This window comes from Sinobacterium norvegicum (assembly GCF_923077115.1).
Taxonomy (GTDB): Bacteria; Pseudomonadota; Gammaproteobacteria; order Pseudomonadales; family Sinobacteriaceae; genus Sinobacterium; species Sinobacterium norvegicum.
Genome location: NZ_CAKLPX010000001.1, coordinates 437244 through 452946, shown reverse-complemented (window position 1 = coordinate 452946; position 15703 = coordinate 437244). Strand labels below are relative to the sequence as shown.

The window sequence follows — 15703 nt, the reverse complement described above, 5'->3', positions numbered from 1 at the left end:
GGCTATTGGCCGCAAATACCCAGTTTATCAAGTACCAGGACCGCCTGTGTTCTACTACTGACATCAAGTTTACGGAAAATGGATGTTATATGCGCTTTTACCGTGGCTTCTGTAACTGATAACTCAGCCGCTATCTGTTTATTTAACAACCCGTTAATCAGTAAACTGGCCACTTTAAATTGCATTGGGGTTAAGCTGGCAATCAAGCGTGCATTCTGTTCATCGATTTCGTTAGGCTCAAGGTTCTTTTGTAATAATTTATCAGGATCCCAAATGTCACCGAGCATTATGGTATCAATGGCATTGTAAATCGTCTCAGCAGACGATGTTTTTGAAATAAAGCCAGCGGCACCATTCGTTAAAGCCTTTGCCATCATAGCTTGGCTATCATCGGCTGAAATCATGATAACCGGTACCTGTGGGTAGTTGGCATTGATGTGAATCAGGCCGGCAAAACCAATACACCCTGGCATATTGAGATCTAGCAGTACGACGTCTACTTGGCTCAGCAGGCTGAGTTGTTGCTGAAGTGAGGCAATATCTTGCGCTTCGTAGATACAAGATGCCGGGTAATGGTTAGCGAGAGTGCTTGAGAGTGCCTGCCTGAACAAGGGATGGTCGTCGGCTATCACAATAGATATGGCTGATTCAGTCACGCAGTGATCTCATTTTTTGAAGTGATAATTGATTATATTTGTATCGTGCAGCGGTGACAATAGGCTGACCATACAATCAAGCCTGATTTATGACGACCGTCATAAGCTATTGATATATAGCGTTTTTTATAAAAATCACTTAAAATGTTAGTGCTATAAATTATGCGGCTCGGCATATATTGAATAAGTGTACCGGGAAATAGCGCGATAGATATAAATCCCCCATATCTTGGGGGCAGTATTGTCAGGCGTAGGCTTTGATAATGAAAAAAATTATCCACGGAGGGATGCTAGGTGTTTTCTCAATATATGCAAAAGTTTTGGTTTTACGGTGTCATAGGGTTACTTTTTTTTGTAACACTAGTGCCTGTGGATACCGAGGCTCAAACCAATAATGCTGGTAATGCCTTACGGGGAATTATCGATAATTCTGCGCCAGATATAGACAGTAAAGGTATTGAGAATAATTATAATGAGCGAAAAACAAATCAAACCTCACCCGATAATGATATTGAGATTCCCAACGCTGCCTATCGAGATGACCTTCCACGTATCAGAGTAGAGAAATTTGAGTTTGTCAGGTTGCCTGAGTTCCCAGAATCAGGAATAACTGCCCTTGCTGTGAAGGAACTTGTCGAGGCAAAGCGGCGTGAACTGATGAAGGAAGATCAGATATTTGCCAGTGGTTATAGTCAGCAAGAGCTTGAGGAAATAGCTGAAGTTTTGCAATCTGTCCAGCAGGGTAAAAGCGTACAGGCATTGACCTCTGAAGATTTGCAACAGTTGGTGGCAGTGATGCAACGACAGCAGCAGGCTAGGGGATTGTCCTATTACGATATAGAGGATGTTGCCGATCAAGTGACTCAATTTTATCGCAGCAATGGTTTGTTTTTGGCTAAAGCTTACATACCCGCACAAGATGTTGAGAAAGGTGTTGTCAAACTGACGGTTATAGAGGGCATCTTAGGAGAGGTAGCGGTATCAGGGAATAAGCGCTATAGCGCAGAGAGGCTATCCCGACCCTTTGCCAATCAGGTTGGCGGCTTGGTAAATAACAAGGATATAGAAGAGTCATTTTACCTGTTAAATGATTACCCCGGCCTTAGTTTATATGGTGCTTTTAGTGCAGGTAGCCAGCCAAGTGAAACACGACTCAATATTAACGTGAGGGAAGAGCAACGATGGCAACTGGCGATTAGAGGTGATAACCACGGATCAAAATTCACCGGTAATCAACGACTGTTTGCCATTGCCGATATTATGAATTTAACCGGTCAAGGCGACTCATTATCGATAGGTTATCTTAAATCTGTCGATCCATTGAACTCTGATTTGGGTCAATTAAGTTATAGCTATCCAATCTGGGGAACGAGAACACGCTTAAACTTGTCGGCAGATTACAACGAATTTACTGTTGAATCAGAAGAGAGTGATTTATACGAAATTGAGGGTGTCAACAGCAGTTATGTTTTCGGCGTCAGCCATAAGTTTATACGCTCGCGTAGTAAAAACCTCACAGTTACTGCTAATGCGACGGATAAGGAAACTCAGCTGGACTCTCTTGTTACCTCGGCCAAAGGTGCGCAAGGGGACCATGCGGTTGGTGGTGAATTAATTATCGATGGCGATCTGATGGGAAGTTCATTCCCTATGTTGAATATGGCCAGTGTAGGGTTTTCCTATGGCAGCATTCAATCGGAAGTTGCAGACGGCAGGGACAGTGATTTCTATAAGTTTGTATTGAACACAAATTCACTTTTTTTCCTACCAATCCCTTTATCGGATAAGAGCTCGCGTCTGGTCATTCGTTCTAACTCTCAGTATAGCGAAAGTGCGTTACCAGCCTATGAACAGGCTTCTCTCGGTGGTGGAGGTGCAGTCAGGGCTTTTACGGTCAGTGAATTTTCGGCTGATAGTTCAGCATATCTTGCAACTGAATTATTTTTTGATGTGCCAGACTTTACCAACTTCACTATCTACGATGACACCCGCTTGAGTGATGTGTTTGAACTTGGGCTGTTTATGGAGGCTGCCTATGGTAATCAAAATAGCTATACCGATTCGTTCAGCGATAGTTGGGCGAAAATGGGCGGATATGGCCTGATGTTTAAATTTCAATACAAAGATTATTTTAACTCTCAAATCAGCGTATCAAAACCTGGTTTTATCGATTCTTCAATCGAGGGTATTGGAGACGATCAGCAGGAATATAGAACATTTGCAGACTTTACATTTTATTTTAAATAATCAAACCATGGATGATGTTATTAGCTAAATGCTAGTAATAATGAGGTGTTGGCATGAAAAAACGCAACGGTAATAATAAAAGAAATAACTTTAATCGCCTACCGATAGCGATTGCAATCACGACTCAGATTGCCATAACAGCGAGCTACAGCAGTTCGGCTATCTCAGGCCCCAAGGGCGGGGTGGTCACCTCAGGAAATTCGACTATAAGCGTCAAAAACAATACCACAACAGTTAATCAAAGTAGCCAGTACTCTAATATTAACTGGCAGAGTTTTAATGTGAACACTAACGAGGCCGTAAAGTTTAAGCAGCCAAACAGTAGTGCTGTATCAGTCAATAATATACTCGATCAAAGCCCGTCAACGATCCGCGGCCTGGTTGAGGCGAATGGTCGTGTGGTACTTATCAACCCCAGAGGTTTAGTCTTCACAGAAACGTCTAGGATCAACGTCGATGCTATTGTTGCCTCAACATTGCAGGTGAATAAAGACACCATTGATCAGTTAATGTTGCAAGCAGATGGTGAGGGCGTTGTCATTAATAATGGCATAATCAATGCGGCTTCTGGTGTGCACCTGATTGGCCATCAGGCAATAAACAATGGGGTGATTAACGGCAAGATCGTCTCCTTAAACTCAGCCTCTGCTGCAACGATTACCTTTGATCAGGACAATATGATAGGTATCGTATTAACAAAGGAAATACTTGAAAATGATCTCGGTGTTGATAGCGCTGTTATTAATAATGGCCATATTAACGGCCAAGATATCTTGCTACAGGCCAAGGTAACGGCCAAGCTCTTCGACAGCGCCGTTAATAATACGGACATGATATCAGCTACCGGTATTGACCGTTCCAATGGCATTATCCGGTTGCGATCCGATAATGGTCTAGTCAAACAGCAGGGCACGCTTAATGTATCATCTCCCGATAATGCGGGCAGCATCTATTTAGAATCGAAAAAAGTGCATGTGACTGGTGCGCTGGTAGCCGATTCAGATATTGGGCAAGCAGGGACGATTAACATACTAGGCGATCAAATTGCTCTGGGCTCTAGCGCATTGATTTCTGCCAAAGGGCAGGGCGGTGGCGAGATTCTGATCGGAGGTGACTATAAAGGCGACAATCCAACGATAAAGAATGCTGAAACAGTTGTCATCCACGAGGGTGCAATCGTTGATGCGAGTGCTAAAGAAACGGGTTCTGGCGGTCGGTTAATTGTTTGGTCCGATCACAAGACAGTTATTGCTGGAACCTTAAGGGCACAAGGTGGCACTCAAAGTGGCGACGGTGGATTGATTGAAACGTCATCAAAACAAAGCCTCGCCATTGATGACGGGGCTATAATTTCAGCTAAATCTTATCATGGTAACGCCGGTGATTGGTTACTAGACCCAACGTCTATTACCATACAAAATGGTGCCGGTGATATAACGGTTCCTGTTAATGTTGCAACCGACCCCTTCGTCTATCAAGATCAAACAAATCCCGATAGCAGCACTATTGATGTTGCTTTAATTACCTCAACCATGGCCGATGGAACCAGCGTTACGGTTTCTACAGACTCAACGGGTGGTGGCTCAGGGGATATTGTAGTTGACGCTGCAATAGTAATCGTCACAGATGGCGCCACTGATTTCGCCAGTGATGCTGCAGCCTCAGCGACCTTCAGTCTGCAGGCAGATAATGACATTGTGGTCAACAATAATATCACCGCAACATCGGCTATTGGTGGTGGGAAATACCACATTGATTTAGAGGCTGGCAATGACATTACAATTGCCAACAGTCAGTCGATATTAACCACACAGGGTGATATAACAACAAGCTCAATTAATATTAACAATGCTGGATCCATTTCCGCTGATGCAGTGACGTTAAATGTTGGCCGTACTGGTAACAACTCCGATAATACACTTGGAGCAATTACGGCCACGACAGTGTCTGTGGTTGGTAATACCGGGGCCGATGTCATTGCTGACAACCTAGCGGCTAATGTAAATATCACCGGTGCTGGTACAACTGAAATTGGCGATACTTCATTTACCACACAATCAATTGAGCAATTGACGACGACGGGCACCGTCAGCAACAAGACAGCCAATAGCCAAGCTGTTACCGCAACCGATGCAAGCCTTGAGTTAGCAAGCGTTAAAATCTTGGGTAATGGTTCTTACATCGGCGACGCAACAAACTTTGATCATGTAAATGATAGTGACAATAGCAATTGGACATTCACCGATGCTAATACAGCGACAAAGAATCTGGCTCGTAGTTTCTCTAACATTAATAAGGTAACCACTAGTGGCGCGGTGACCAATGACAAAGGGGCCGGTGAGGTGATTGTGGCATCGTCCACAGCCTTGACCGCCGCCGGCATTCAATTTGTCGGCAATGGCGACTACACCGGTCATAACAGTAACACCGACAGCATTAGCGACAGCGACAACCGTGCCTGGAATCTCGAGGCAACCAATACGGCCACCAAGGCATCGGGCCGTCAGTTTAATAATATCGCTCAGGTCTCAACCACCGGCGCCATTACTGAGACGGCGACCAACAACTGGTCGTTCAGTGCAGCTAACATCGCCTCGGCGTTAGGCATTACCTTCAATGGAAGCAATGACATTACCACCAATGGCGTGATCACCAATGCCAGCGGTATAAGCCAGGCAGTAACCGCGAGTAACAGCGTCATCACAGTGGCAGGCATCGATTTTACCGGCAGCGGTAACTACATCGGAGATGCGACCAACTCCGATACCGTGACGGATTCAGATAATAACAACTGGGATGTTAATAGCAGTCATACGGCAACGAAAAATTCAGCCCGCCAATTCAGCAATATTGATCAAGTGACCTCCAACGGCTTAATCACCAATGACACGGGCAGCGGTCAATCGGTGGTGGCATCAAATACTCAAGTCACTGTTGCTGATATCGACTTTATCGGTACCGGCAACTACATCGGTGACAGCACTAACAAGGATGCTGTGGTTGATGCAGACAACAGTGCTTGGACGATTACGGGCACCAATGTGGCGACCAAGAACGGGGCTCGTCAGTTCAGCAATATTGATCAGGTAACGACCACCGGTAATATCGACGAGTCATCGACCACTCACTGGCGTTTCATAGGTCAAAACCTGGCCAGTTCTGATGCCGGCATTACCGTTGATGGCACCAGTGTGATTACAACCGACGGTACGGTGACCAATGACAAGGGGGCGGGTGAGGTGATTGTCGCTTCGTCCACAGCCTTGACCGCCGCTGGCATTCAATTTGTCGGCAATGGCGACTACACCGGTCATAACAGTAACACCGACAGTATTACCGACAGCGACAACAGCGCCTGGAACCTCGATGCCACCAATACGGCCACCAAGGCATCGGGCCGTCAGTTTAATAATATCGCTCAGGTCTCAACCACCGGTGTCATTACTGAAACGGCGACCAATAACTGGTCGTTCAGTGCGGCTAACATTGCCTCGGCGTTAGGCATTAGCTTTGATGGAAGCAATGACATTACCACCAATGGCGTGATCACCAATGCCAGCGGTATAAGCCAGGCAGTAACCGCGAGTAACAGCGTCATCACAGTGGCAGGCATCGATTTTACCGGCAGCGGTAACTACATCGGTGACAGCACTAACAAGGATGCTGTAGTTGATGCAGACAACAGTGCTTGGACGATTACGGGCACCAATGTGGCGACCAAGAACGGGGCTCGTCAGTTCAGCAATATTGATCAGGTCACGACCACCGGTAATATCGACGAGTCATCAACCAATAACTGGCGTTTCATAGGTGAAAACCTGGCCAGCTCAGATGCCGGCATCACCGTTGATGGCACCAGTGTGATTACCACCGACGGTACTGTGACCAATGACAAGGGGGCGGGTGAGGTGATTGTCGCTTCGAACACGGCCTTGACCGCCGCCGGTATCCAATTTATTGGTACTGGTGACTACACCGGCCATAACAGTAACACCGACAGTATTACCGATAGCGACAACAGTGGCTGGAATATCGATGCCGCCAATACGGCCACCAAGGCATCGGCCCGTCAGTTTAATAATATCGCCCAGGTTTCTACCACCGGCGCTATTACCGAGACGGCGACCAACAACTGGTCGTTCAATGCAGCTAACATCGCCTCGGCGTTAGGCATTACCTTCAATGGAAGCAATGACATTACCACCAATGGCGTGATCACCAATGTCAGCGGTATAAGCCAGGCAGTAACCGCGAGTAACAGCGTCATCACAGTGGCAGGCATCGATTTTACCGGCAGCGGTAACTACATCGGAGATGCGACCAATTTCGATACCGTGACGGATTCAGATAATAGTCATTGGAACATTGATGGCAGCCATACGGCCACTAAAAACTCAGCCCGCCAATTTAGCAATATCAGCAAGGTGACTGGCAGCGGAAATATTACAGAGTCATCTACAACTAATTGGAGCGTTTTGGCTACCAATGAGGTTGAGGCTCTGGGTGTAAGATTTGTTGGTACCAGCCTGGTGACTACATCAGGTTCTGTCACAAATAGCTCACTGATGACAGAGGCTGCAGATGTAACGTTGGCCAGTGGTGCAAATTTAAGTATTTCACTACTTGGCATTTTATTTGATGGCAGTAGTCATTATATAGGTTCATCGATTGTTAAAGACGTTATCAGTGATGCGATTTCGGATCATGTTTGGTTGTTAACCGGTGCCGATCAAATCAGCAGCACGATCAGCGGTGTGGATGCATTTTTGATTGAAAATGGCGGCGTGATAAATACCGATGGTACGATAAAAAACACCACCGACGGTAGTAGTGCAATAGATGTGGTTTTGACTGATAGCGGGGCGATACAGGTCTCTGGCTTTGTCTTCAATGGCGCCACTGCTTATGAGGGCAGTGCGGTTGGTTTGGACAATATTACCGATGAATTTTTATCATCATTGGGCTGGTCTGTTGATGGCAACAACACATTAAGCTCAAATGGAATGATATTTACTGATGTGGATAGCCTGGATACCACCACAACAATTTTTGATAATGATGTGGCTGATACTGCATGGTTACTCAAAGGGGCCAACAACGCAGCCTCCAGTGGTATAGAGTTTTATAATATTACTCGTGTTGAAACCGATGACGCCATCGTCAACGTTAGCAGCGATAATATAACCGTCAAACTCAATGCTAATAGTGATGAATTAGAGCTTGTTGAACTTGGCATGACGTTCAAGGGGATGAGTAGCTATAGCGGGTTAAATAAGGCGGGGAGTTTTGATGATATCGACGATAGCATAGCGAGCCGAGACTGGCAGATAACGGCTGACCAATCAAACAGCTTGAATAACAGTGATGGCCGAGTTTTCAGTAGTATTGATGCGCTGACAACCAGTGGCGAGTTGTCGGAAGGTTCTGTCAATCAGTGGCAACACCTTGGCACAACAACAGCATCCGCAGCAGGCATTACATTCAGTAGTAGTGACAGCATTATTACAGATGGCTCCATCACAAGTGTAACGATTGACAATAGCGTGACTATTGCAGCAAATGATGAGGCCCTGAAGATGGGAGGCATCAGTTATATCGGTGGCGGTAGTTATATTGGCTCAGGTTCAGATAACGTGATTGACCTGAGCAATGATGATTGGACTGTTACGCAGTCTAATGGCGCTGATACTAGCACTCGCAGTTTCACCGGAATTGATCAAGTAACGACAACAGGTGGGGTTACCGATTCTCTCGATGGGGATTGGTTGTTAGAGAGTGATACCTCTGCAAGCTCAGCAGGGATTTTATTTAATTCGATTTCATCGATTGCATCGTTAGGTAAGGTAGTAGACTTGCCTGCCATGGACTCGAGTTGGAATGTATTATCTTCCAATAGACTCGATAATGGCTTTATCACCTTTATTGGTACCGGTAACGTCGACACATTGGGCGATGTTGTTAATGCGTCGAATACTAATCAGCAGATTGATGTAGACGGCAACAGCCTCACCTTGGCTGGAATTAGCTTTAGTAATCCCAGCAGTTATAGTGGCGGCCTAACGACGATTGATACTGTCGTCGATGCTGACGGCAGGGCCTGGTCTATCAACGGGTTCAATCAGATTTCAGACAGCGGCAGAAACTACAGCAATATTAATGTCCTCGAGTCAACGGGAGCTTTATTGGATGTCGCTGCTAATAATTGGACTATAAAAAGTGCAAACTTAATCAATAGTAGTGGTATTGATTTCTTAAGTGCCAGCCAAATAAATAGCCAAGCATCCGTTGTCGATGAAACCAATAGCGACTGGTCAGTGACTGATTTCGAACAGGCAAATAATGGTGACTATTATTTTGAGGGTATTTCATCAATCAGCAGCACTGGGGCGTTGATCAATGATACAAATCAGGCTGTGTCGCTAACAATATCTGCCGATAACACGTTGGTGTTAAGAGATATTGTATTCAGCAATATCAGTGAATATATAGCAGGACTATTATCCGATCAGATAGTGTCCGAGCGATCTGTTGATTGGTCGATCACATCAAATTACCACCTGCTAGATGATACGGGGCGCAGTTTTAGCAATATCAACAAGGTTACCGGTGCAGGCTCAGTGTTTGACAGCCAAAATAATAATTGGTCCTTAATAGCCTCTAAAAATACCAGTGATGGCTTTATCGAGTTTTCTGGCCTTTCTGCGGTATCCACCACAGGTGTGGTGAGCAATAATACCAACGCTGCACAGACAATTAATGTATTTAGCACGCAACATGAAGTAGCAGGCATCGATTTTATTGGCGCAGGTGGCTATATAGGCAACAATAATAGCGATAGTGTGGTTGATAATGCAGGCTTAAATTGGTCGATAGTCGCAGATTATGAACTGCAAGCAGCAGGTGGACGCACTTTTAGCCAAGTCAGTGTGTTGAATACCACCGAATCAGTCACCGACACTCAAAATAATGATTGGTCAATTATAAATAATAAGCACTTTAGCGATGGATTTATTACGGTCTTTAATGCCGCAAACATATTAACCAAAGGCGGGGTGCTTAACGATACTGGGAATAGCTTACTGGCCACCCTGGTCGGCACGCAAAAATTATCGGTGGCTGATACCCAGTTTGATGGACTGACGTCTTATGTTGGTGACAACAGCATGGACGGTATTGTTAACACACTCAACGATAATACTTGGCAGCTACTATCAGGAAACAGTGTGTCGGCCTCCAATGTGCGGTTTAGTAATATCAATAAAGTCAGTGGTGCGAATACAGTAGCAGGTTTAAATACCAGCTATTACATCAACGATGAAAATGCAGTCACTACTTCTGGCATAGCATTTACCGATGTTCAATCCGTTATCGCAGAGGGCATGTCGGTGGTTGGCCGGTCGATTGATGAAGTTTTCGACATCGCTGCCAACCAATACCAACTCAAAACTGCCGGCATAGAGTTTGTTGGCAGTATTGATGCTATTGATGGTGCAGGTGGCTATGATGTTATCAATCAAAACACAGTGTCAGACAGTCGTACTTGGACAATTTCAGCCGACGGTTCGCTCAGTGATGAGGTCAGTCAATACGCCAATGTTGAGGAGGTCAATGACAGTGCAACGAGCACGCATATTGACGGCAGCAATGTTGATGCTGATTTTACTATTAACTCTGACGCCTCAATAACCGCAGCTGGCCTGTTATTTAATAAGGCTGATCAACTGCAAGGTAGTCAGAGCTCATTAACACTGTTAGCGGATTCTATGATTTGGCGATTAACAAACAGTGGCGACTCTATTGGCGACATTGAATTCTCAGGTTTCACAACCTTGTATGATCAGAGCATAGTGGCCAGCCTTTACACGACCGGTGACGCCATATTCAGTGGACAACAAATTGATACCGGTGACATGACTTATAATTTCACCGCCAATGAGCTGTACGTTGATACTGAAGGTGCAGCCTCCGGTTATACCAATGTTGAGCGTTTGAACCTTATTGCTGACACTATCAATTTGTCGACGGCTATAGATTACTTAAATGCCCTCACCAGAGGCGGCGACATTACTATTGTAGAGGAGCACGATGTGGTCGTTGGCTTGTTATCCACGGGCAGTTCATCAGAGGGAGATGTGAAGCTAACCAGCAGCACGGGGTCTGTTTATGCCGACGACAGTGCTGCTGACTACGCACATATTATTGCTGCAAATGCAGAAATTACCGCCTTCCTGGAAATTGGCTCTGTGACTGGGCAGACGATACAAATCGATGTAGATAATGATGTAACCTTTGTCGCTGTGACGTATGTAAACCCTGTCATGTTGGGTTTATCCTCTGCATTAAGCGAGGCATCACGTGGTATTAAGATTGCTAATATCAATGATATTTTGTCTTCATCCGGCATTAAGAGTGCGGTCAATAATATCGTCGATGAGTTTGTTCAACTAGACCCGGCAATCTTTACCGATGTGAAACCATTTACCATCGCCGAGGACTCAGTATTACCACCGATGCATTTGAGAGACGAGGATGAAGAGGACGATTATTTAGAGGCATATCTTTGTGATGAGAAGGATGCCAATGAGCTAGAAACGTGCTTTGATGACGGTATCAGCTACGTCAATTGGCATTAGTCTTTGGCAATACCGATGGCACAAACCATCGGTATTGCCAGGCCCCGTTATGCGACCTTGATCATCTGTCGTTGTTCGATCAATTGGTCGACGACGGTTGGGTCGGCCAATGTTGATGTATCCCCAAGTTGATCGCATTCGTCACTGGCGATCTTGCGCAATATTCTACGCATGATCTTGCCAGAACGTGTCTTCGGTAAGCCGTTGGCAAACTGAATCGTATCGGGTGATGCAATCGCCCCAATCTCCTGTCTTACCCAGTTTTTAAGCTCTTTTTCTAAGGCTGGGCTTGCTTCAGTATCACTATTGAGCGAAACATAAACATAAATTGCCTCACCTTTTATGGCGTGGGGCTTGCCGACAACGGCTGCCTCAGTAACGGCATGGTGTGCAACCAGCGCGCTTTCAATTTCAGCTGTACCCATTCGATGACCAGCCACATTGAGCACATCATCAACGCGACCTGTAATCCAGTAATAGCCATCCTCATCTCTGTTACAACCATCGCTGGTGAAGTAATAACCGTCATAACTGGAGAAATAGGTATCGATAAAACGCTGATGATCACCGAAAATTGTTCTTGCCTGCGCCGGCCAGCTTTTGGCGATACATAAGCCACCACTGCAGGGACCGTTTAAAACCGTACCATCGGCATCGAGAACCTCCGGTTGAATGCCGAAGAATGGCAGTGTCGCAGAGCCAGGTTTCAGTGCGGTAGCACCGGGTAGGGGTGTAAGCATAATCCCCCCGGTTTCAGTCTGCCACCAGGTATCGACAATAGGACAATTGTTTTTTCCTACCTCAGAGTGTAGCCAGCGCCAGGCTTCCGGGTTGATTGGTTCACCGACAGTACCCAGTAGGCGTAGGCTCGATAATGAACAATTCTCAATTGATTTGTCACCATCGGCCATCATTGCTCGGATGGCAGTAGGGGCTGTATAGAGAATATCGACATTGTATTTATCGACGATTGTGGCAGCACGGTTAGCGGTTGGCCAATTTGGCATGCCCTCATAAATAACTGACGTGGCGCCATTGAGCAGTGGGCCATAGACCACATAGCTGTGGCCAGTAATCCATCCAATATCCGCTGTACACCAATAGGTTTCGCCACGGTGATAATCGAATATTTCCTCGAAGGCCAGACTGTTATATACACTGTAACCACCGGTGGTATGAACAACCCCTTTAGGTTTACCAGTAGAACCTGAGGTATATAAGATGAACAACGGGTCTTCGGCATTGACGCTAACGGGCTCACAGTCGACGGCCTGCTCGTCAGTGATTTCTGTGTAGTCAACGTCACGTCCGTCGACCCAAGTGATTTCTGCCCCAGTATTGGCCACAACAATAACCGTATCAACCCGGGTGCTATGGCAGTGTTGGATGGCAACATCAACATTATCCTTAAGGGGAATAGTCTTGCTGCCGCGGCGACCTTCATCGGCGGTAATAACCACTTTTGATTGACCGTTATCGATACGATCTGCCAGTGCCTCAGGTGAAAAGCCGCCAAATACGACGGAGTGAGGAGCACCAATTCTTGCGCAGGCAAGCATAGCGAAGATGGCCTCTGGAATCATCGGCATATATAAAGTGACAACATCCCCTTTTTTAACGCCTCTACTCTTCAGTGCATTGGCCATTTGGCAGACATGGCGATACAGCTCTTTGTAGCTAATGACACGATTGCTGTCATCTGGGTTATTTGGCTCAAATATAAAAGCGGTGTTGTCACCGTGTTTATCTAAATGGCGATCGATGCAGTTGCTGGTGATATTAAGCTCACCATCCTCAAACCATCGGATGTGCAAATTATCACGGTCAAAACTGCTATTTTCGACTTCAGTAAAAGGCTTGGTCCACTCAATACGTTGCGCTTTTTGCCGCCAGAACGCATCAGAGTTATTAATCGACTCATCGTATTGTTGCTGATAATGGCTAAGATCTGTCGCTTCACGTTGACGGTAGACATCCATAACGGGGTAGCTGCTGGGTTCTGTCATCGTTATTTCCTCATAAACAGTGCTAAAAATTTGTGAGGCTATTGTTAGCGTTCATCCGTGTTTTGGGTATTAGACCTTGGTCTAATACCCAACAACGCTTGATAGAGCTAATGTAATTGGGGATATCTAATAAAAGTAAGAGGAAATAACCCATGGCTTTTAAAAGTGAAGAGGACGCGAAAGCGTACTGGCAAGAAAACGTCAAAATAATGATTCAGTTATTAGTGATCTGGTTCATTGTGTCATTTGGCTTTGGCATCATGTTTGTTGAGCAATTAAACCATTTCTCGCTCGGTGGTTATAAGCTGGGATTCTGGTTTGCACAGCAGGGTTCAATTTATTGTTTTGTTGCTCTTATCTTCGTCTATGCACGAAGAATGGCAAAACTCGATCGCAAATATGGCGTGGATGACGAGGATTAAACGAAATGGAATTACAAACTTTAACGTACCTGGTTGTTGGCGCTACATTCGCGCTTTATATCGGCATTGCCATCTGGGCAAGAGCGGGAAGCACCAAGGAGTTTTATGTGGCCGGAGGCGGTATACACCCGGTGGCAAATGGTATGGCGACTGCTGCTGATTGGATGTCTGCGGCTTCGTTTATCTCCATGGCTGGTCTCATTGCCTTTCTCGGTTACGGCGGATCTGTTTTCTTAATGGGTTGGACAGGTGGTTTTGTATTGCTGGCCATGTTACTTGCGCCATATTTGAGAAAGTATGGGAAATTCACCGTACCGGAATTCATAGGCGAGCGTTTCTATTCGAGAACAGCCCGCATCGTAGCGGTGATTTGTCTTATTGTGGCCTCGGTGACCTACGTCATCGGTCAGATGAAAGGTATTGGCGTCGCATTCTCTCGTTTCCTAGAAGTCGGCTACGATACTGGTCTGATTATCGGCATGGTAATTGTATTCTTCTACGCGGTTTTAGGCGGCATGAAAGGCATCACCTACACTCAGATTGCACAGTTTTGTGTACTGATCTTTGCCTATACCGTGCCTGCAGTCTTTATTTCTTTCAATCTGACAGGCAACCCATTCCCCCAATTAGGTTTGGGCAGCACCATCAGTGGCACGGATACCTTTTTACTCGACCGACTTGACCAAGTAGTCACGGACCTGGGGTTTAATGAGTACACCACCACGGCCAGACTGAGTTCAGTGAATATGTTTGCTTATACCATGTCGCTTATGATTGGTACTGCTGGCTTGCCTCACGTAATTATTCGTTTCTTTACCGTCCCGAAGGTAAAAGATGCGCGTAGCTCTGCGGGTTGGGCATTACTGTTCATCGCCATTTTATACACTACTGCTCCTGCTGTTGCCGCGATGGCTCGATTGAATTTAGTCGAGACAATACAGCCGCCAAATGCAACTGAAAACCTAGCCTATGATGATCGCCCTGATTGGTTTAAAAACTGGGAGAAAACGGGTCTTCTTAAGTTTGAAGATAAGAATGGTGATGGCCGCATTCAATACACTGCTGATAAAGCAAGTAATGAAATGGTTAAGGTTGATCGCGATATTATCGTACTGGCCAATCCTGAAATAGCCAATTTACCTAACTGGGTAATAGCCTTGGTTGCTGCCGGTGGTTTGGCAGCGGCGCTGTCAACAGCCGCTGGTTTACTGTTGGCAATATCTTCCGCTATTTCTCACGACTTATTAAAAGGTGTTTTTGTACCCGATATTAGTGAGAAGAACGAGTTGTTGGCCAGCCGTGTTGCTATGGCAGGCGCCATTGGCTTTGCAGGGTACCTGGGCTTTAATCCACCCGATTTTGCTGCCGGTACAGTAGCCCTTGCTTTTGGCTTGGCTGCTTCGTCTATCTTCCCCGCATTAATGATGGGTATTTTCAGCAAGCGTATTAACTCGCAAGGGGCCACTGCAGGTATGATTGCCGGCTTAGGTGTGACGCTGTTGTACGTGTTCCAGCATAAGGGCATTATGTTTGTGGCTAGCACCTCCTTCTTGGGTGATATGCCAGCAAATTGGTTCCTTGGTATTGAACCCAATGCCTTTGGTGTGATTGGCGCCATTGTTAACTTTAGCGTTGCCTATGTTGTCGCTACTGTCACAGCACCACCGCCACAGGAAGTTCAGGACTTGGTTGAGCATATCCGTATCCCGATGGGGGTGCAGGAAGCACACGACCACTAA

The 15703-nt window shown here is 45.9% G+C and carries 6 protein-coding genes; 4 read left to right on the top strand and 2 right to left on the bottom strand.

Features of this window, described 5'->3' with window-relative positions; genetic code table 11:
- Nucleotides 1–2 precede the first annotated feature (2 nt).
- Nucleotides 3–632: a response regulator transcription factor gene (locus tag L9P87_RS01955; RefSeq protein WP_237442988.1), complete on the bottom strand. Its 630-nt coding sequence runs from the start codon at nucleotides 630–632 to the stop codon at nucleotides 3–5.
- Between the two features lie 318 nt (nucleotides 633–950).
- Between L9P87_RS01955 and L9P87_RS01950 the strand changes: the two genes are divergently transcribed.
- Together L9P87_RS01950 and L9P87_RS01945 are read left to right on the top strand one after the other, a co-directional pair.
- Nucleotides 951–2903: a ShlB/FhaC/HecB family hemolysin secretion/activation protein gene (locus L9P87_RS01950; protein WP_237442987.1), complete on the top strand. Its 1953-nt coding sequence runs from the start codon at nucleotides 951–953 to the stop codon at nucleotides 2901–2903.
- A gap of 53 nt (nucleotides 2904–2956) precedes the next feature.
- The gene (locus L9P87_RS01945) at nucleotides 2957–11536 is read left to right on the top strand and encodes a filamentous hemagglutinin N-terminal domain-containing protein (protein WP_237442986.1); all 8580 of its coding nucleotides are present in this window, start codon (nucleotides 2957–2959) and stop codon (nucleotides 11534–11536) included.
- A gap of 47 nt (nucleotides 11537–11583) precedes the next feature.
- Here the strand turns inward: L9P87_RS01945 and acs are convergent, their stop codons facing one another.
- A complete protein-coding gene (gene acs / locus L9P87_RS01940) occupies nucleotides 11584–13542 on the bottom strand; it encodes an acetate--CoA ligase (RefSeq protein ID WP_237442985.1) in 1959 nt (652 codons plus the stop codon).
- A gap of 152 nt (nucleotides 13543–13694) precedes the next feature.
- On the opposite strand from acs, the gene L9P87_RS01935 reads away from it, so the two are divergent.
- Together L9P87_RS01935 and L9P87_RS01930 are read left to right on the top strand one after the other, a co-directional pair.
- Nucleotides 13695–13964 carry a DUF4212 domain-containing protein gene (locus L9P87_RS01935; protein ID WP_237442984.1) on the top strand — a complete coding sequence of 90 codons (270 nt, stop codon included), beginning with the start codon at nucleotides 13695–13697 and terminating at the stop codon, nucleotides 13962–13964.
- Nucleotides 13965–13969: 5 nt separating this feature from the next.
- On the top strand, nucleotides 13970–15703 hold the full coding sequence (locus L9P87_RS01930; protein WP_237442983.1) for a sodium:solute symporter family protein: 1734 nt from the start codon (nucleotides 13970–13972) through the stop codon (nucleotides 15701–15703).

Excerpts from the sequence above, each read along its gene's own strand:
- L9P87_RS01945 (WP_237442986.1), top strand. The coding sequence starts at position 2,957 with ATGAAAAAACGCAACGGTAATAATAAAAGAAATAACTTTAATCGCCTA.
- acs (WP_237442985.1), bottom strand. The coding sequence starts at position 13,542 with ATGACAGAACCCAGCAGCTACCCCGTTATGGATGTCTACCGTCAACGT.
- L9P87_RS01935 (WP_237442984.1), top strand. The coding sequence starts at position 13,695 with ATGGCTTTTAAAAGTGAAGAGGACGCGAAAGCGTACTGGCAAGAAAAC.
- L9P87_RS01930 (WP_237442983.1), top strand. The coding sequence starts at position 13,970 with ATGGAATTACAAACTTTAACGTACCTGGTTGTTGGCGCTACATTCGCG.